The 18,876-nt window shown below is 66.9% G+C and carries 16 protein-coding genes; 5 read left to right on the top strand and 11 right to left on the bottom strand.

The features are described 5' to 3' along the window. Positions 1-121: 121 nt before the first annotated feature. The 6 genes from WKW79_RS09400 to WKW79_RS09375 form a co-directional block, all read right to left on the bottom strand. Positions 122-1,639 (bottom strand): AMP nucleosidase, encoded by a 1,518-nt coding sequence (locus WKW79_RS09400; protein ID WP_340334873.1) that lies wholly within the window; start codon positions 1,637-1,639, stop codon positions 122-124. Positions 1,640-1,728: 89 nt separating this feature from the next. After that, on the bottom strand, positions 1,729-2,763 hold the full coding sequence (locus WKW79_RS09395; RefSeq protein ID WP_340334872.1) for a glycosyltransferase domain-containing protein: 1,035 nt from the start codon (positions 2,761-2,763) through the stop codon (positions 1,729-1,731). Positions 2,764-2,821: 58 nt separating this feature from the next. Beyond that, positions 2,822-4,192, bottom strand: coding sequence for a glutathione-disulfide reductase (gorA, locus tag WKW79_RS09390; RefSeq protein ID WP_340334871.1), 1,371 nt, complete (start codon positions 4,190-4,192; stop codon positions 2,822-2,824). Between the two features lie 94 nt (positions 4,193-4,286). Beyond that, positions 4,287-6,380 (bottom strand): DUF6600 domain-containing protein, encoded by a 2,094-nt coding sequence (locus WKW79_RS09385; protein ID WP_340334870.1) that lies wholly within the window; start codon positions 6,378-6,380, stop codon positions 4,287-4,289. Positions 6,381-6,506: 126 nt separating this feature from the next. Then, a complete protein-coding gene (locus WKW79_RS09380; protein ID WP_340334869.1) occupies positions 6,507-7,658 on the bottom strand; it encodes an extracellular catalytic domain type 1 short-chain-length polyhydroxyalkanoate depolymerase in 1,152 nt (383 codons plus the stop codon). Positions 7,659-7,671: 13 nt separating this feature from the next. Next, on the bottom strand, positions 7,672-8,100 hold the full coding sequence (locus tag WKW79_RS09375; protein WP_340334868.1) for a CopG family transcriptional regulator: 429 nt from the start codon (positions 8,098-8,100) through the stop codon (positions 7,672-7,674). 97 nt (positions 8,101-8,197) lie between these two features. Here WKW79_RS09375 and WKW79_RS09370 point away from each other — a divergent pair, with 97 nt between their 5' ends. Continuing rightward, positions 8,198-8,650, top strand: a complete 453-nt coding sequence (locus tag WKW79_RS09370) for a rhodanese-like domain-containing protein (protein WP_340334867.1) — start codon at positions 8,198-8,200, stop codon at positions 8,648-8,650. 9 nt (positions 8,651-8,659) lie between these two features. On the opposite strand, the gene WKW79_RS09365 is transcribed toward WKW79_RS09370, so the two are convergent. Then, positions 8,660-9,640 (bottom strand): zinc-binding dehydrogenase, encoded by a 981-nt coding sequence (locus tag WKW79_RS09365; RefSeq protein WP_340334866.1) that lies wholly within the window; start codon positions 9,638-9,640, stop codon positions 8,660-8,662. A 48-nt stretch (positions 9,641-9,688) separates the two neighbouring features. Between WKW79_RS09365 and WKW79_RS09360 the strand changes: the two genes are divergently transcribed. After that, complete coding sequence (locus tag WKW79_RS09360) at positions 9,689-10,462, top strand: type III pantothenate kinase (RefSeq protein WP_340334865.1); 774 nt, start codon at positions 9,689-9,691, stop codon at positions 10,460-10,462. 22 nt (positions 10,463-10,484) lie between these two features. On the opposite strand, the gene WKW79_RS09355 is transcribed toward WKW79_RS09360, so the two are convergent. From WKW79_RS09355 to argE, 3 genes are all read right to left on the bottom strand, one after another. Beyond that, positions 10,485-10,826 carry a hypothetical protein gene (locus tag WKW79_RS09355; RefSeq protein ID WP_340334864.1) on the bottom strand — a complete coding sequence of 114 codons (342 nt, stop codon included), beginning with the start codon at positions 10,824-10,826 and terminating at the stop codon, positions 10,485-10,487. An 80-nt stretch (positions 10,827-10,906) separates the two neighbouring features. Beyond that, entirely contained in the window at positions 10,907-12,145 is a 1,239-nt protein-coding gene (locus tag WKW79_RS09350; RefSeq protein ID WP_340334863.1) for a DUF445 domain-containing protein, read from the bottom strand. Position 12,146: 1 nt separating this feature from the next. Next, positions 12,147-13,358, bottom strand: a complete 1,212-nt coding sequence (gene argE, locus WKW79_RS09345) for an acetylornithine deacetylase (RefSeq protein ID WP_340334862.1) — start codon at positions 13,356-13,358, stop codon at positions 12,147-12,149. A 257-nt stretch (positions 13,359-13,615) separates the two neighbouring features. Here argE and WKW79_RS09340 point away from each other — a divergent pair, with 257 nt between their 5' ends. The 3 genes from WKW79_RS09340 to WKW79_RS09330 all read left to right on the top strand — a co-directional run bounded on the left by WKW79_RS09340 (position 13,616) and on the right by WKW79_RS09330 (position 17,150). Next, a complete protein-coding gene (locus WKW79_RS09340) occupies positions 13,616-14,791 on the top strand; it encodes a glycerophosphodiester phosphodiesterase (RefSeq protein ID WP_340334861.1) in 1,176 nt (391 codons plus the stop codon). 68 nt (positions 14,792-14,859) lie between these two features. After that, positions 14,860-16,059, top strand: coding sequence for a M20 aminoacylase family protein (locus WKW79_RS09335; protein ID WP_340334860.1), 1,200 nt, complete (start codon positions 14,860-14,862; stop codon positions 16,057-16,059). Next, positions 16,056-17,150 carry a M14 family metallopeptidase gene (locus WKW79_RS09330; protein ID WP_340334859.1) on the top strand — a complete coding sequence of 365 codons (1,095 nt, stop codon included), beginning with the start codon at positions 16,056-16,058 and terminating at the stop codon, positions 17,148-17,150. The genes WKW79_RS09335 and WKW79_RS09330 overlap by 4 nt, the downstream gene beginning before the upstream one ends. A 590-nt stretch (positions 17,151-17,740) precedes the next feature. Here the strand turns inward: WKW79_RS09330 and WKW79_RS09325 are convergent. Further along, positions 17,741-18,865: an ABC transporter substrate-binding protein gene (locus WKW79_RS09325; protein ID WP_340334858.1), complete on the bottom strand. Its 1,125-nt coding sequence runs from the start codon at positions 18,863-18,865 to the stop codon at positions 17,741-17,743. Positions 18,866-18,876: the final 11 nt, after the last annotated feature.

The following is an 18,876-nucleotide window of genomic DNA, read 5'->3' as shown; positions in this document are numbered from 1 at the left end:
TTTCACATGGACCCCGCAAGACGCGAGCACTGGAGGGGAGCCGTGAAGCGGCCGGCACAGTGAAGGCGACCAGAGGGGTATCGCGTGACGGGCGCTCTCCAAAGCGAGCGCAATAGAAGCGTTACTGAAACGCCACCTCCGCAAAACTCCGCAACTTCCGGCTGTGCAGCCGGCTCGTCCCTTCGCTGCGCAGGATCTCGATCGCCGCCATGCCGATGCGCAGGTGCTGCTCCACCCGCTCGCGATAGAAATGGTTGGCCATGCCCGGCAGCTTGATCTCCCCGTGCAGCGGCTTGTCGCTCACGCACAGCAGCGTGCCGTAGGGCACCCGGAAGCGGAAGCCGTTCGCCGCGATGGTCGCGCTCTCCATGTCCAGCGCCACCGCACGGCTCTGGCTGAATCGCCGTTGCGGCCGGTTGTCCGGCAGCAGTTCCCAGTTGCGGTTGTCCGTGCTGGCCACCGTGCCCGTGCGCATGATCGTCTTGAGTTCCGGGCCGTGAAAACCCGTCACCTCGGCCACCGCCTTCTCCAGCGCCAACTGGATCTCCGACAGCGCCGGAATCGGCACCCACAGCGGCAACTCCTCGTCCAGCACATGGTCCTCGCGCACATAGGCATGAGCGAGCACGTAGTCGCCCAGTTGTTGCGCATTGCGTAGACCCGCGCAGTGGCCCAGCATCATCCACGCATGCGGCCGCAGCACCGCGATGTGATCGGTGATCGTCTTCGCATTGGCCGGCCCCACGCCGATGTTCACCATCGAGATGCCGCTGTCGTCCGAGCGCACCAGGTGATAGGCCGGCATCTGCGGCAGGCGCGGCGGTGGCGTGCCCTGCGTGCCGTCGAGCAGGCGGGCATACCCACCGGCCGCGTCCGGCTTCAGGCCGCGCCGCGGCGTGACCACATTGCCCGGCTCGATGAAGGCGACGTACTCGCTGTTCTCGTCCATCATCGCCTCGTGCCCCAGCCGGACGAACTCGTCGATGTAGAACTGGTAGTTGGTGAACAGCACGAAGTTCTGGAACCACTCCGGCGCCGTGCCCGTGTAGTGGCGCAGCCGGTGCAGCGAATAGTCCACCCGCGCACCGGTGAACAGCGCCAGCGGCTGTGGCTCACCGGCCCGCGCCTCGTGCGTGCCGTTGGCAATGCCGTCGTCCATCGCGCCCAGGTCGGGCAGGTCGAACACGTCGCGCATCAGCGCGCGCCGCTCGACGCTCATCGTGCCTTCGATGTGATCGTTCTCCGCGAAGGAGAAGTGGATCGGGATCGGATGGCTGCTGGTGCCGATCTCCAGCTCCACTTGGTGGTTCTCCAGCAGCAGGCGGAACTGCTCGGTGTAGTAGCGCGCGAACAGGTCCGGCCGCGTCAGTGTCGTCTCATACCGGCCCGGTCCGGCCACGAAGCCATAGCTCAGGCCGGCGTTCTCCGGCGGCGTGTGGCGCGACACCGTGTGCGTGTGCACCCGCACGAAGGGGTAGCAGGCGCGCATGCGTCCCGGCAGCGACGCGCCGGCCACGAAGCGCTGCATCGCGTCGCGCAGGTGCTCCAGGCCTTCGTCGTAGATGGCGCGGACCCGGGCCAGCGCCTCTGTCGCATCGTTGAAGCGGGCCGGCGGGGTGAAAGGGGGCATGTAGGGCATGGCTCATTGTGCAATGTCGCCGGGCCTGTCCGGAATATTCGGGAAGACCTACGCCACACCCGCGCGCATCGGTCCGACAAAGCGCGAAGTCAGGCGATCCAGCGCTTGAGCTGCCGCAGCGGCGCCGCCACGCGCCAGCTGGTACTGGCATGGATCGCGGCGACCGTCGCTGCGATCGTCGCGTCGGCCTCGCGCCGGGCGCTCTCCAGGCTGTCCCGCAGCAGCTGGTTCTCATGCTCCAGCTGCATCCGGCATGCACCCAGTTGGCGCTTCGCGTCCTCGAGCTCGCCGCGCGCCTGATCGCGCTCGGCGGTCATGGATTCGAGCTGGCCCCGGAGCGTGTCTGCCGCCTGCTTCGCCGCCGCGGCCTGCTCCTGTTCCAGGCGGATCCGCACATTCGGCGGCATGTGCGACACCATTGGATTGCGCGGTCCGGCAAAGCGCTCGCGATGCGGCATGTGGGGCCAGGTGTGGAACCAGGACTGGTGGTTGTCGATGTCCCAGCGATCGGGCGTCAATCCGACATCGCGCAATGCCGCGTTGAAGGACAGCTGGTCGCGCCGCGAGTAGCGCAGCACGTGCGACGCCCAGCGCCCCATCGCCTTGCGCACCAGCGGGTCCGAGTGGTTGCGCAGCAGGATCGCGGTCCAATGCGGCCGCTCGGCCAGGCTCGGATCACCCTGCGTCATGTAGTGGTTGAGTTGCTCGAAGATGCGCACCTGCTCGTCGAAGCCCAGGCGTGCGACCTCGATGAATTCATCCATCACGCTCTCGCGAAAACTGTGCGTCGGAAGCCCGATGCCCGCTGTCATCGGATAGCGCTCGATGATCTCCTCGGGCGTCGCGCTCAGGATGACGGAGTTGTCGATGTACAGCGATCGATCGAACTCGGCGAATGCGTCGACCAGGTGCGGACAGATCTTGTGGATGCGCTGGCTGCGCACCGGATCCATGCCGAAGGCGGTCGGCACATGCACCACTTTCCAGGTCTGGCTGGTGAGTCTGCTGTCATCTGTGAGACAGATGAAGGGAATGTCGGAACGCGCCGCGACGGGTTGTTCGTTCAGTGCTTCGTATTCACCGACGAGGATGGTGTAAACACAAGTTTTCGTTTGGGTCGCCATGGCGTGCCTTCCTCCCGGAAAAGTCATTCGCCATAGTTTGCACCGATGTATTTGCAGTTCAAGGGGACGGTTCGCGCATCGTCACAAACTCTTCCGCCGCCGTCGGATGGATGCCGATGGTGCTGTCGAAACAGGCCTTGGTCGCGCCCGCGCGCATGGCCACCGCAAAGCCCTGCACGATCTCGCCGGCGTCGGCGCCGACCATGTGGATGCCCACCACGCGGTCGGTCTTCCTCTCCACGATGATCTTCATGAAGGTGCGTTCCTTGCTGCCCGACAGCGTGTGCCGCAGCGCCTTGAACTCGCTGTTGTAGATCGTGACCTCGCCGAACTTCTGCCGCGCGCCGGCCTCGGTGTAACCGCAGGTGCCGACGTTGGGATGCGTGAACACGGCTGTGGGCGTGAACTCGTAGTCGACCTTGCGACGCGGCCGCCTGGCCTGCTTCGGATCGGGGAACAGTTCGTCGACCACCACCATCGCCTCGGCCAGCGCCACCGGGGTGAGCTGCAGGCGCGTGGAGACATCGCCCAGCGCGTAGATCGAGGGCACCGAACTTCGGTACTGCGCATCCACCACGATCGCGCCCTTGTCGTCGAGCGCCACGCCGGCGTTCTCCAGGCCCAGGCCCTGCGTGTTGGCGACGCGGCCGGTGGCGCCGAGCACCACGTCGGCCTGCAACTGCATGCCGCGGTCCAGCATCACGTCGAGGCCGTCGGCGCCGCGCGTGATCGAGCTGATCTGCGCGTTGAAGCGGATGTCGATGCCGGCCTTCTTCATCTCGCCCGCGAGGAAGGCGCGAGCATCCTCGTCGAACTCGGTGAGGATGTGCGTGCGGCGTTGCAGCAGCGTGACCTGCGCGCCGAGGCCGTTGAAGATCGACGCGAACTCGCAGGCGATGTAGCCGCCGCCGACCACGACCAATCGCTTGGGGAAGGGCTCCAGGTCGAACATCGCATCCGACACCACCACGTGCTCGCGCCCGACGAACTGCGGCACGAAGGGCATGCCGCCGGTGGCGATGATGATGTTCTTCGCGGTGTGGCGCTTGCCGTCGACCACGACCGTGTGCGCATCGGCCAGCGACGCCCAGTCCGGCAGCATGGTGACGCCGGGGCCATCGAGCAGGGCGCGGTAGGTGTTGTTGAGGCGCTTGATCTCTGCGGCGCGATGCTTCTTCAGCACCTGCCAGTCGAAGCTTGGCTGGCCCACGTTCCAGCCGTAGCCGGGCGCCTCGTGGAAGGCCTCCGCATAGCCAGCCGCGTAGCTGTAGAGCTTCTTGGGAATGCAGCCGACATTGACGCAGGTGCCGCCCAGCTCGGCCACCTCGGCCAGTGCCACGCGGGCGCCGCGGGCGGCCGACATGCGGGCGGCGCGGACACCGCCGCTGCCGCCGCCGATCACGAAGAGATCGAAGTCAAAAGTGCGCATCGGGAACCTCCGTTGCCGACTGTAGCCGGCAGCGGTGTCGCACAGGTCTCGATCAAAGTCTTCCTGACCGATGCGCGTCCTTGGGGGCGCTCAATCAAGGTCCGTCGCCGCCCTGCTGGCCTGGGAGGCGACGTTGCCGCGAGCCGTCCCGGATCTCACCGGGCAGGCCCTGTTGCGTTCGTTGTTGCTGTTGCTGTTGCTGGGCCTGCTGACGCTGCTGCTGCGCGGCTTGTTGTTGCTGCTGCTGGATCTGCTGCGCACGCTGCTGCATCGCCTGCTGCTGTTGCTGCATGGCTTGCATCTGCTGCTGGGCCAGCGCCTGTTGCTGCGCGATCGCCTGCTGTTGGGCGAGGGCTTGTTGCTGCGCTTGCGCCTGCGCGGCGCGTTGCTGCATCTCCTGCTGCTGGCGCATGGCCTGCTGCTGTTGGATCTGCTGTTGCTGCTGCAGTTGCGCCTGGCGCATCTGCGCTTCCTGCTGCTGCCGAAGCGCCTGCTGTTGTTGCTGCACCTGGAGCTGCTGCATCTGCACCGCCTGGTTCTGGGCCGCGCGCTGCTGCGCTTCTTGCTGCTGGCGGACGGCTTGTTGCTGCTGCACGGCCTGCTGGTATTGCTGCAGCTGCTGTTGCTGCTGGGCCTGCATCTGCTGTTGCACCTGCTGCTGTTGCAATTGCTGCGGCGACGGGCCCGCAAGGCCGCGCGGCGGTTGTTGCCCGGGCTGCTGCCGCTGGAAGTCCTGTGGCTGGCGCCCATCCTGCGGCTGCCGCCATTCCTGCGGTGGCCGGTAGCCGTACTGCTGTTGCTGCCGATCCCGCTGCTGCCATTGCGGTGGCGGAATGGCCGTGGCCGGACGGCCCATGAAGCCCGAAGGCGCGCTGCCGATCTGCGGTGCGAAGTGCGACGGCGGTGCAATCCCCGGTGCATTGGCCACCGGCACGCCGGCGAAGGCGGCCGCGGGCATGCGGATGTGGTCGCGCCGCCCGATCGGGCCGCGGCCGAACACGTCGCTCGGCACCACGGTCACGGCTTGCTGGCGCTGGTTGGCGTAGAAGTCGTTGCGTGGCTGCCGGTTGTAGAGCGCCATGCGATTGGCCTGCTCCACATAGCGCTGGCTGGCGTGGTAGCCGGGCCGCCACGCCTCGCCGGGCGCCAATGGGAACCAGCCGATGCCGTTGCGCCCACCGCCGATGGGCACCTGCGCCGAACCACCTCGCCCGCCGCCCACGAAACCGACCAGCGCCGGCGAATACACCGGCCGCGATTGCTGCCGCCCCGGCACCCAGCCCCAGCGATTGCCGACCTGCGCCCAGCGCCCGTAGTGGAAGGGCGCGAAGCCCCATGGCGCGTTGTCGACCCAGGTCCAGCCCCAGGGTGCGACGCTTACCCAGTAGCCGTCGCTGTAGGGCGCCCAGTCGGATGCCACGTTGCGCGGATACCAGACGGGGCCGTAGTCGTTGTCGTTCTGCCAGTCGCCATAGTTGTCGAGCTGCTGGTAGCCGACTGTTTCGCGCGACACGTAGCGTGCGGAAATCGAGGCGTCCTCGGCGCGACTGCGTTCGGCCACCCAGCGTTCGAAGGCATCGTCCAGCGGCATCGGCGCGGTGGCGGCATTGGCCAGGTTGCGGCCGTTCACGACGATCTGCTGGCGCGCCGAGACGATGGTCTGCTCGCCGCTCTCGCCGTAGGCCGTGCCGGCGCCGCTGGCCACCATCACCTGGGTCAGGTCGGCTTGCGAATCGACCTGCACGCGGTAGTCCCCGGGTTGCTGGACGACGAAGGCGAGGTTCCCGGTGTCGACCTCGACCTTCTGCCCGCTCAGGTCGTCACGCACGCGAAGCTGCGCGGTGCCTTGCTGGACGGTGATGCGGATGGCCTGGTCGTTGATTTCGGTGAACTCGATGGCGGTGTTGCTGTCCAGCCGAAGCGCCGCGGAGCCGACGAAGAGTTCGGCGCGGGCATTGCGGTCCGACCAGAGCCGGTCGCCGGTGGTCAGCGGCCGGTTCGGGATGGCGTCGTACCAGGAATCGTCACCGGCCGGTGAGAAGCTCACCGTGCCCTGCTGCGCATTGAGTCGGGCCACGCGGCCGGGCGGATCTTCCTGCGCCATGGCTTGCGCACCGGTGCAGGCCAGCGCGAGAGCCAGGATCCAACGGGCCGTGCGGGACGAGAAAAATCTGTAAGAAAGGGTCATGAAGTGGACGCCAGTCAGGAGGGCGTCATGGATCAACGCGCCAGCATCGCATTCGGCTGGCAGTTGCCACGCAAAGAAATGTCAACCTGCGACGGATTGGGTCACAGGATGTAGGGCGGGCGACGGTCAGCGTCGGGGATGGGCCAGGAAGAAGCGCCACATTTCGGCACTGGCGTCGACGCCGTTCGGGTCGGTGAAGCTGCCGTTGCGGCTGCCGCCGGCCCAGGCGTGCCCGGCGCCGTGGAGCTGCCAGTGCTCGATGGTGGCCCGGCCGTTGGCGGCGGGCCAGGTGCTCCGGGTGAAGCGCTGGTTGCCGGGAGACTGGCCTTGCATGATCTGGGGCGCGCCGTCGGCGCCTGCGAAGCCGCCATGCGCCGCGGCGACGATCGCGGCGCCATTGCTCGCATGCACGACGGCGTCCGCGTCGCCGTGGAACACGATCACGGGCGGCGCCTTGCCGGCATGCGGCGCGGTGGCCGCGGTGCCGCCGCGCATCGCGGCCAGGGCCGACATCAGGTCGCTGGCGGCACCGGCCGGCAGGCCCGAATGCACGCCGACCGCCGCGAAGATGTCCGGGTAGCGGCGTCCGAGGATGTCCGCCATCGCGCCGCCGGCCGACAAGCCGGCCACATAGACGCGCGCCGGATCGATGGCATGGTCGGCCATCACGTTCTGCGTCAGCGCCGCGAGCAAGGCCGGCTCGCCCCGGCCGCGTTGCTGGTGTTGCGGCTTGAACCAGTTCCAGCAACCCTGCGCGTTGGCCTGCTGCGTCTGCGCCGGGTAGAGCACGGCAAATCCTTGCGCGCGTGCCAGGTCGTTCATGCGGGTGCCGGCCGCGAAATCGGCCGGGTTCTGGGTGCAGCCGTGCAGCATCAGCACCAGCGGCATCGGCTCGGCCGCCGCGACTGCCGAGCGAGGCGGCAGGTAGAGCTTGTAGGCCAGGGTGCGTCCACCGTGGGCGAAGCGGCCGTCGGTCCATTGCTCGGTCTCGGGGAGGTCCTGGACGATGACCGGCTCGTCGATCTCGACAGGTTCGACGACCTCGACCGGCTCCGCGCGGGTGAACCCGGCCGGCGGCTGCGGGTCGATGATCACGCGGACTTCGGCCTCGATCACATCTCCGTCGGGCGTGGGCGCTGGCGGCGGTGTCGCGGTTTCGGCACGGCGCGACTTGCCTATGTGCAGCGCGCGCTGGATCGCCGCAGTCGCAGCCTGCAGGTTGCCGCTGCGGGTGAGCCGCGTGGCCTCGTTCATCAGGCGCTGGAGTACGGGGTTCATGGTGGATCCTTGTTCAGTGGATGCGGCTGGCCAAGGCGGCCTTCACGGCGGCGCTGGCCTGCAGCGCACCGAGCACGGTGATGGATTGGATGGTGGCCAGCGCCAACTCGACGGACACGTCGGACGCGATGCTCGCCAGGCCCAGCACGCGGATGTCGAGCATCTGGCCGGCCGAGCGTGCCGCCTCGAGTTCCGCCACGCCGAAGCTCTGCAGCCCCAGCACCAGCGTCTTGCGTGCCACCACCTGCTTCACCGCATCGCCGTGGGTGGTGAGTTGGTTGCGGATGGCGGTGCGGATGAAGTCAGTGCGGTTCGAATAGAAACCCTCGGCCACCAGCAGGTCGACCTGGCCGAGGTCGATGTAGCCGAGGTTGATGGTGATCTTTTCGGACTCGGCGGGCGGCTTGGCGCGCGGCTGCGTGGAAAGGCTGGAGGAGGGCATGGGCGCATCGTACACCATCCATATGGATGGTGTACGGATGGTGTATGGATGTTTTTTCTGTCACTCGCGATCCGTCCACGAGTGGCAGAATTTGCGCATGACCGCCTTGACCTCCTCCTCCACTGCAACTTCCGCGCCCTCCGGCGCCGTCCAGCCCGCAGCGGGCTACGCGGGCGACATCAGTCCGATGCTGGCCGCCCAATGGGTGGCCAGCGGGGAGGCGGTGCTGGTTGACGTCCGGAGCGACGCCGAGCGCGAATGGGTGGGCTATGTGCCTGGCAGCGTCGGCCTGGCCTGGAAGCAATGGCCGGGCATGGCGCTGAACGCGGGTTTCGACGAAGGCCTGCGTGCGGCGGTGCCGCAGGGTCGAAAGGCGGTCATGTTGTGCCGCAGTGGCGTGCGCTCGATTTCAGCCGCAAAGCGTGCGACCGAGCTGGGCATCGAGGCCTACAACATCCTCGAAGGCTTTGAAGGCAACCCCGACGAGCACGGCCAGCGCGGGCATGTCGGCGGCTGGCGCTTCCGCGGCCTGCCGTGGAAGCAGAACTGATCCAGCGTCCTACTTCGCCGTCAGCACGATCTTCCCGGTGCGACCGGGAACATCGCTCGCGCCAGCGGCCTTGGCTGCATCGGCAATGTCGAACGCAGCCTCCACCGGCAGTTTGAGCGCCCCGGTCGCCACCGCCTTCATCAACTCCCCGATCAGCTTCGCCAACTCAGCGGGCGGCGTGCTTTCGCTGCGCTTGGCGCCCCAGAAGCCCTTGACCGTGGCCTGCTTGAAGATCAGGTTGTCGGCGCCGATCACCAGCGGCTTGCCCGACATCGCGCCAAAGGACACCAGCGTGCCGCCGACCGCCATGACGCCGGCGATCTGGTTCGCCGCGTCGCCGCCGATCGAGTCGACCGCGCGCAGGATCGGCGCCTCGCCGGTGATCGATTTCACGCGCTCCTGCCAGCCCGCTTGCTCCGTGGAGACGACGTTGGCAATGCCGAGCGCTTCAAGTTCGGCGATGCCCGCATCGCGCCGCACCAGGTTCACGACATGGATGCCGCGCGCCTTGGCCAGCCCCGCCACGGTCTTGCCGACCGCGCCGTTGGCGGTGTTCTGCACCATCCATTCACCAGGCTTCAGCTGCAGGTCTTCCAGCAGCATCGCGGCGCTCAGCGGCATCGCGATGAGTTGGCAGGCTGCCTCGTCGGGCAGTGCATCGGGCACGGGGATGAGCTTGGCGGCCGGTGCAAGGAAATACTCGGCCCAGGTCGCGGTGGCGCCCGCCATCATCACGCGCTGTCCCTTGGCAGGTGAGGTCACGCCCTCGCCGAGCGCATCGACGGTGCCGACCGCTTCCGTACCCGGCGTGGCCGGCAGCGGCGGCTTGTAGCCGTACACGCCGCGCACGATCGCCAGGTCGTGGTTGTGGATCGGCGACATGCTCATTCGCACGCGAACCTGGCCGGGGCCGGGTTCGGGCAGGGGGCGCTCGCCCAGCGTGAGGACCTCCTGGGGGTTGCCGAACGATTCGAGGATGACGCTGCGCATGACTGTGTGTCCCTGTGTTAATCAAAAGGGCTCAGCATAATGCCGCGCATGACCTTTCTTGCCATCGACATCGGCAACACGCGCCTCAAGTGGGCCATGTACGATGCGCCGCGTCCCGGCGCCAACCTGCTGGGACACGGGGCCGAATTCCTCGACCACATCGAAAGCCTCGCGGAGGGGGCCTGGGCCGACTTGCCGCAGCCCGGCTCGATGCTCGGTTGCGTGGTGGCCGGCGACCAGCTTCGGCGCCGCGCCGAGGAGCAGATCCACGAACGATTCGACTGCGCCGCGCGCTGGGTGGTGTCGAGCTCGGCCGAGGCCGGCATCATCAATGGCTACGACCATCCGACGCGCTTGGGCGCCGACCGCTGGGTGGCGATGATCGGCGCGCGGCACCGCATGCTGCGCGAGGGGCCGGCGCGGCCGATGGTGGTGGTGCTGATCGGCACGGCCGTGACGGTGGAAGCCATCGACGTGAACGGCCGGTTCCTGGGCGGACTGATCCTTCCGGGCCACGGGATCATGCTGAAGGCGCTGGAGTCGGGCACGGCGGGCCTGCATGTGCCGACCGGCGAGGTGACCGACTTCCCGACCAACACCAGCGATGCGCTCACCAGCGGCGGCACCTACGCCATCGCGGGTGCGGTGGAGCGCATGGTCGAGCATGTGCGCAAGCATTGCCGCGCGGAGCCGGTGCGCTACATGGCCGGCGGGGCGGGCTGGAAGATGGCGCCGTCGATGGTGTCGCCCTTCGAGTTGGTCGAGAGCCTGATCATGGATGGGCTGCTGGTGATTGCGCAGGAGCGGATGCTGGCGAACTGAGCGCCATCGGGGCGCTGTACGTTCAGCCCGCCAGCGATCCGTTGACCGTATCGGCCGCTCGCCGATCATTCAATTGCTGCGACGCCTTGCGCAGGCTCATTACCCAAAGTCGCGCATGCCGCTGCTCGCGGCTCTCGAAGAACTCGGCCACGCGGCGGATCGCTGGCTTCTCGATGGCGGCCATCGTCATCCAGTCGGTGCTCTTGAATCCCTCCGACTCGGTGCTGCGGCCCACCAGGGCAGGGCGCAGGGTCACGACCCATTCGGTAGGAATGCGCGGGTCGCCATCCAGCATTCGCAGGGCGATCTTGGCGGCGCGAGGCGTGAGCGCGTCGATCTTTTGCACATGAAAATCCAGGTCCATCGAAGCAGCCTTTCTCGGACACACAAAGATACAGTTGTGTCGGATCAGTTGCAATCTGGTCGAAAGTACTGCTTTCCCGATCAGCCGCGGACCCAATGCGTCACCGCATGGATGACCAGACCCACCAAGCCACCGACCAGCGTGCCGTTGATGCGGATGAATTGCAGGTCGCGGCCGATGTGCTGTTCCAGCTCGCGGGTCATCTCGTGGGCGTTCCATTGGCCGACGCGCTCGACGATGTAGCGGCGGATGTCCTCGCGGTAGCGTTCGATGGCCAGCGGCGCAGCGGCTTCGACCTGCTCGTTGATCCACTGGCGAATCTCCGTGTCGGCCTGCAGGCGCGTGCCGAGCGCCGAGGTCAAGGCGGCGATGCGCTGGCCGATGATGGAGTCGGCTCGGCCCAGGTCGTCGCGCAGCCAGCCGAGCAACGCGTCCCACAGGCCGTGGAGGTACTCGCCGAGGGCAGGGTGCGCCATCAGTTCGGCGCGGATGTCCTCGCCACGTTGCTGGAAAGCGGGGTCATGCCGAAGCCGGGCGATGAACACGGCCATGGCGTCGTCGAAACGCGCGCGCAACGGATGGTCCGGCTCGGACGCGATCTCGGCCAGGCTCCTGGCGACGGCCGACACCACCTTCTTCGTGCCAAGCCGCGCGGCGACCTGGTCCAGCCCGACGAAGCGCAGCGACTTGACCTCGCGCGCAATCGCCTCGGTGATCTGCGCCTGCGCGGTCTCGCCTTCCAGCAGTTCGGAGATCTGGGCCAGCGCGTCGTTCAGCAGGGCCTGGTGGCGGCCGCCGGCGGTCAGGGCTTCGAGCGCCTGCCCGGCGGCGCGGGAGATGTCGAGCTGCGCAATGCCTGCCTTGGCAATGTTGCCGAGGAAGTCGCGCACGCGCGCATCGTCGAAGGCGGAGAGCCCGTAGCGTGCGGCCAGCACGCCCCATTCGCCGAGCTTGTCGGCGCTGGCGGGCCGGGCCAGCCAGTCGGCCAGCCGGCCAGCGGCATCGAACTCGCGCAGCTTGGCCAGCACCTGCTCGGTGCCGAGGAAGTTGTTGCAGATGAAGCCGGCGAGCTTGGCGCCGATGCGGTCCTTGTTGCTCGGGATGATGGCCGTGTGCGGTATGGGCAGGCCGAGCGGATGCCGGAACAGCGCGACCACCGCGAACCAGTCGGCAATGGCGCCGACCATCGCCGCTTCGGCAAAGGCCGCGACGTAGCCCCACGCGCCCCATGCTGCATCCGGGTAGCGTGCGTCCATGACGCTGGACAGCGCATAGAGCAGCGCCGCACCGCACAGCAGGGCCAGCGCGACGCGCTTCATGTCACCCGATCGACTTGACCGTCGCCAGGCCTCGCATGAACTCTTCGCAGCGGGCCAACTGGTCCAGCGTCACGAACTCGTCGGGCTGGTGCGCCTGGTGGATGCTGCCGGGGCCGCACACCACCGTCGGGATGCCGGCGCTCTTGAACAGACCGGCCTCGGTGCCGAAGGCGATCTGCGTCACGCGTGCTTCCCCGGAAAGGCGTTGGGCCAGGCGCGTGACCGGGTCGTTGGCCGAGCCCATGAAGCTGGGCACTTCGCAGATCGTCTCGAAGGTGAAGCCGGCCTCGGGCGCGACCTTCTTCATCGCGACTTCGGTCTTCGCGGCAAAAGCCAGCACCTCCTTCTGCATGTCCTGCGCGTCCGCGGTCGGCAGGTTGCGGAACTCGTAGCGAAACTCGGCGTCGCGCGGCACCACGTTGTCGGCCATGCCGCCACGGAACTGGCCCACGCTGGCCGTGCTGTAGGGCACGTCGAAGCCTTCGTAGCGCGGCTCGCTCAGTTCGAAGCCCTCGGCCATGTCGCGCAGCTTGCCGATCACGCGGGCGCCCATCTCGATGGCGTTGACCGAGTTCGGCGTCAGCGACGAGTGCGCCTCCTTGCCGCGCACGCAGCACCTGTACCGGTATACGCCCTTGTGCGCGATGGCTGGAACCATCTCGGTCGGCTCGCCGATGATGCAGGCCAGCGGCTTGATGCCGGCCTCCTTCATGTCGGCGATCAATTCCTTCACGCCGAAGCAGCCGACCTCCTCGTCGTAGCTGAACGCGAAGTGCACCGCGAAGGGCGAGTTGCTTTCGATGAAGCGCTCGGCATTGGCCAGCGCGATGGCGATGAAGCTCTTCATGTCGGCCGAGCCGCGGCCATAGAGGCGCGGCACCGAATGCGCGACCTCGCCATCCTCGCCCACGCCCTCGGGCCAGGCCTGCACGATGCCCGAGAGTGGGTCCACGCTCCAGTCCTGCCCGTCCCACGGCACCGTGTCGGTGTGGCCCGAGATGATCACGCCGGCCGGCTTGCCCGCGCCCAGCGTGGCGAACAGGTTGGCCTTGGTGCGGTCGGCATTGCGGGTGATACGGCTGCGCACGCCGATGCCGGCCAGGTGGTCGCGAATGAAGTCGATCAGTTCCAGGTTGCTCCTGCTGCTGACGGTGTTCATCCGCACCAGGGTTTGCGCGATGTGCAGGCTGCGGCTGGAGAGAACGTGTGGCATGGGTTCATTCTCACGGAACTGCAAGTGCTGCGTCGCCCCCTTGCAACGCTTGGCAACCGCGTGTGCGTTCGTTCTCGAAATTCATCCTCAATGCGATGGAGGCGCGCCACGGAAACCAGGCGCAGGCAAGTTGTGACAAGTGCTGACACATGACGAAGGTAGGCTCTCGGTTTTCAACGGCGAGAGAAAGAGAAGAACCTATGCGCGCAATCCTTTCCGCACTTCCTTCCGCATTTCCTGCATCACGCGCGGTGTCGATGGCCTTGTCCGCCGCGGCGCTGGCCGCGCTGGGCGCCTGCACGACGGCTGGTGTCGGCCAGCGGCCCTTGCCTACGCTCGACGGCCGGCCGCCGCTGGTGGTGGCGCACCGGGGCGCCTCCGGCTACGTCCCGGAGGAAACCATCGAGGCCTACACACGCGCCATCGAACTCGGCGCCGACGTGATCGAGATGGACCTCATCGTCACCAAGGACGGCGTGCTGATCACGCGCCACGACCCCAACCTCGCGCTCAGCACCAACGTCGCCACCAAACCCGAGTTCGCCTCGCGCAAGAAGACGATGCAGGTCGACGGCGAAACGCAGACCGGCTGGTTCAGCCAGGACTTCACGCTGGCCGAGATCAAGACGCTCGGCGCGATCTCCACCGACCCCGAGCGCCCGCAGCAGTTCAATGGCCTCTACAAGGTTCCGACTTTCCAGGAAGTGCTTGACCTGGCCGCCGCGAAGCAGAGGGAAACGGGGCGCCCCATCGCCATCTACCCGGAGACCAAGAACCCCACCTGGTTCCGCGACCTCGGCCTGCCAATGGAAGACAAGCTCATCGCCATGCTCGACAAGGCCGGCCTCAACAGCAAGACGGCGCCGGTGTACGTGCAGTCCTTCGAGCCCGGCAGCCTCAAGTACATGAAGGGCAAGGGCCTGAAGACCAAGCTGATCCAGTTGATCGACGGCGACGGCATCGATCCGAAGACCGGCGCCATGACCTACGCGGTTCCGGTGGAGCGCCCGTACGAATGGACCAAGGCCGGCGACAAGCGCACGTTCGCCGTGATGGCGACGCCGGCCGGCCTGGCCGAGATCGCCACCTATGCCGACGGCATCGGCCCGTGGAAGCGCTACATCATCAGCACCAGGGGAACCATCGGCGCCGATGGCAAGCAGGTGGACATCAACGGCGACGGCAAGCTCAACGACGCGGATTCCGTCTCCATGCCGCCCACCACGCTGGTGGCCGATGCGCACAAGGCCGGCCTGTTCGTCCACCCGTTCACCTTCCGCAACGAGAGCCGGCGGCTCGCCAGCGACTACAAGGGCGATCCGAAGAACGAGTACCTTGCGTACTACCGGCTCGGCGTGGACGGGTTGTTCACCGACTTCACCGACACAGCGCTTTCTGCGCGCGCAGCCTGGCTCAAGGAAACCGGCCGCTGAGCGCACCGCGAGGGAATCGGGTAGTCGCCCATGCGAGCCTTTGCAGCAAGGCCTAGACTGTCCGCACCATGAAACTCATCGATTCCCTCGTCACCCAGGCGGCCGGCATCGCCGCGGTTCGACGCGACCTGCATGCCCATCCCGAGTTGTGTTTCCAGGAAGTGCGAACGGCCGACGTGGTCGCAGCCAAGCTCACCGAATGGGGCATCCCGATCCATCGCGGGCTCGGTACCACCGGCGTCATCGGCATCGTCCAGAACGGCAGCAGCAAACGTGCGGTCGGCCTGCGCGCCGACATCGATGCGTTGCCCGTGACCGAGCTCAACACCTTTGAACATGCGAGCAAGCACCACGGCAAGATGCACGCCTGCGGCCATGACGGCCACACCGCGATGCTGCTGGCGGCGGCGCAGCACCTGGCGACGAACCGCAACTTCGACGGCACCGTCTACCTGATCTTCCAGCCCGCGGAAGAGGGTGGCGGCGGCGCCCGCGAGATGATCAAGGAAGGCCTGTTCGAGAAGTTCCCGATGGAGGCCGTGTTCGGCATGCACAACTGGCCCGGCATGAAGGCCGGCCAGTTCGCGGTGAGCCCCGGCCCCTGCATGGCCTCGAGCAACGAGTTCCGCATCGTCATCCGCGGCAAGGGCGGCCATGCGGCGCTGCCGCACACCGGCATCGACCCGGTGCCGATCGGCTGCGAGATGGTGCAGGCCTTCCAGACCATCCTCACGCGCAACAAGAAACCGACCGACGCGGGCGTCATCTCGGTCACGATGTTCCATGCCGGCGAGGCGGTCAACGTGATCCCGAACAACGTCGAATTGCGCGGCACGGTGCGCACCTTCTCGCTGGAGGTGCTGGACCTGATCGAGGCGCGCATGAAGCAGGTCGCAGAGGGCCTGTGCGCGGTGCACAACGCCGAGTGCGAATTCGAGTTCGTGCGCAACTACCCGCCGACCATCAACACGCCGGACGAGGCCAACTTCGCACGCCGCGTGATGGCCGGCATCGTGGGCGAAGAGAACGTGCTGCCGCAGGATCCCGCGATGACCGCCGAGGACTTCTCCTTCATGCTGCAGGCCAAGCCCGGTGCCTATGCCTTCATTGGCAATGGCGACGGGTCGCATCGCGCCATGCATCACGGCGGTGGGCCTTGCACCTTGCACAACGCGAGCTACGACTTCAATGACGAACTGATCCCGCTGGGTGCGACCTGCTGGGTGAGCATTGCGGAGCAGTTCCTGAAGCCGGGTGGTGCAGCGTGATCGGGGTTGTCGAAGCCTTTTCGCCCACCTACGCCGAAGCGCGCCGCAAGTTCCTGCAAGGCTGTGTTGCCGCCGGCCTCAAGGTCGATGCGCATCCGCATCCCCTCAAGGGCCCCAACGGCGAGGACCTGTCGATGGATGTCGCGCTCGATGGTTCGCCCGATGCGCAGCATCTGCTGATCGTCAGCAGCGCCTGCCACGGCATCGAAGGCCATTGCGGCAGCGGCGTGCAAGGCTTTGCGCTGCATGACGCCGAATGGCGTGACAAGGCCGCCAAGGCTGGTGTCGCGGTGCTGTACCTGCATGCGCTCAACCCCCACGGTTTCGCGCATGGCCGACGCGTTACGCATGAGAACGTGGACCTCAATCGCAATTTCGTCGACTTCAGCCAGCCGCTCCCGGTGAACGCGGGCTATGCCAAGCTGCATTCGTTGCTGTTGCCCGCCGAATGGCCGCCCGCGCCGAAGAACGATGCCGAGATCGGCGCATGGGTCGAGAAGCACGGCCTGCCTGCTTATCAACTCGCGATCAGCGGTGGCCAGTACCAGTTCGACGACGGCCTGTTCTTCGGTGGCAAGGCGCCGACCTGGAGCAACAGCACTTTCCGGCAGGTGCTGCGATCCCAGGCGCAGCAGGCCCGCAAGATCGCCTGGATCGACCTGCACACGGGCCTGGGCCCGAACGGCATCGGCGAACGCATCTTCGCCTGCCGCGACGACAAGGCCGCGTATGCCCGCGCCAATGCCTGGTGGGGCACGGACAAGGCGCCGGTGACGTCGATCTACGACGGCACGTCGACTTCGGCCAAGTTGACCGGGCTGATGATGAACGCGGTCTACGAGGAGTGTTCGCGGGCGGAGTTCACCGCCATCGCGCTGGAGTACGGCACGCAGCCGCTGCTCGAAGTCATGGGCGCATTGCGCGCCGACCATTGGCTGCACGCGCATCCCGGCGCCGCGCCGGAACTGGCCGACACCATCCACGCGCAGATGATGGATGCGTTCTACACAGACACCGATGCGTGGAAGGGGCAGATCATCAGCCAGGCGCGGCAGGCGATGTTCCAGGCGGTGGATGGGTTGACGGGCTGAGGTTCCGGCGCGGCCTGTGATTTGCAAACGGGGCGCGGCGGTGGGCGGCGTGCGGTGCACGCCATGTGCCTTCACTGTGCCGGCCCCTTCGGGGCTCCCCTGCAGTGCTCACGATCCGCGGGGTCCACGTGAACTCGCCTTCGGCTCAAACAGCACGTGGCCCTGATCCGCGGATCGCTGCGCGCTTCGGCGGCACAGAGGCGGCACCTGTCGCGCACCGAACCCCACCCACCGCCGTGGACAAGTTGCGCGGTATTGCTCCCTCTCCCTCTGGGAGAGGGCCGGAGTGAGGGCAGCCCCCCCAAAAGAGGACGCGGCATTCGATCACCCCCAAGCCCGGTGCGCGGTGCGGGTTGGTCGATCCCTTGTGCGCCGCTGAAGCGCGCAGCATTTGGCGGATCAGGGCCACATGCTGTTTGAGCGCAGCGAGTTCATGTGGACCCCGCCAAATGCGAGCACTGCAAGGGAGCCCCGAAGGGGCCGGTGCAGTAGGGTCGGCCGGTCCGTACCGCGTGCCGGGCGCTCTTACCAGGGAGAACGAACCGGCATCAACAAATCAACGAGCAATTCCAGAGACGCAAGCGTCCCCATCATGTCCGAACCCTTCCATCCCCCGTGATCATCGACAACTCCACGAACTTCGAAGCCACATGGTTCTTCGATGAGAACGACACGTCGAACCCGCCAAACTGCTGCTTGTCGATCGCTTCCAGCCCGGTGATCAGGGTCTCGCGCGTCGGCTTGCCACCCGCGCGCTTCAGCCCCTCCGTCAGCACCTTCGCTGCCAGGTAGCCTTCCATGCTCGAGAAGTTCGCCTTGGTGTTGCCGCCACTCTTGCGCACCGCCTCGGAGAACTCGCGCGTGATCCCGTTGGCCGGGTTGTAGGGCGAGGGCACGACCTGCGACACCACGACGCCCGCGCCGTCCTTGCCCAACTCGTCCGCCAAGGCCTGCGTCCCAACGAACGACACATTGAAGAACGTGCCGCCATAGCCCGCCTTGCGCGCTTCCCGGATGAACGCCGCGCATGCCTTGTACGCGCCGATCTGCACGATCGCCTCCGGCTGCGCCGCGACGATGTGCTTCACGGCAGCCGCCACCTCCACCGAGTTGCGCTCCACCGTTCCCAGCGCCAGCGGCTTCAGTTCCTGCTGCCCCATCGCCAGCGTCACACCGTCGAGACCCGCCTTGCCATACGCGTCGTTCTGATAGAAGACCGCGATCCGCTTCAGGCCCAGGTACGTCAGTTGCCGCACGATCAACGCCGTCTCGTCGTTGTACGAGGCGCGCAGGTGGAACACGTTCTTCTGGAACGGCTCGCGCAGGGCCATCGCACCGGTGAACGGCGCGACGAAAGGAACCTTGTCCTTCACCGTCAGCGGCAGCGCGGCCAGGCTGGTCGGCGTGCCGATGTAGCCGAACAGCGCGAACACGTCCTCGTCGATCAGCTTGCGCGTGTTGGCGACTGTGCGCTCGGGCTCATAGCCGTCGTCGAGGAACTTCAACTGCACGTCGCGCCCCGGCTGGGCGTTGTAGATGTCCAGATACAGCTTGGCGCCCTGGTAGAACTGGATGCCCAACTGCGCCGACGGACCGGTAAACGGTGCCGACTGGCCCAGCACGATCGGCGTCTCGCTCTGCGCGCGCGCGATCTGGAAATTGCCCAGCGCTGCCGCACCGGCAGCCGCCATGGAAAACTGTCTGCGATTCAACATTCCGGAACCCC

It is taken from the genome of Variovorax robiniae (assembly GCF_037889955.1).
GTDB classification, from domain to species: domain Bacteria; phylum Pseudomonadota; class Gammaproteobacteria; order Burkholderiales; family Burkholderiaceae_C; genus Variovorax; species Variovorax robiniae.
The sequence above is the reverse complement of the archived record's forward strand: the minus strand, read 5'-3'. Positions and strand labels throughout refer to the sequence as shown.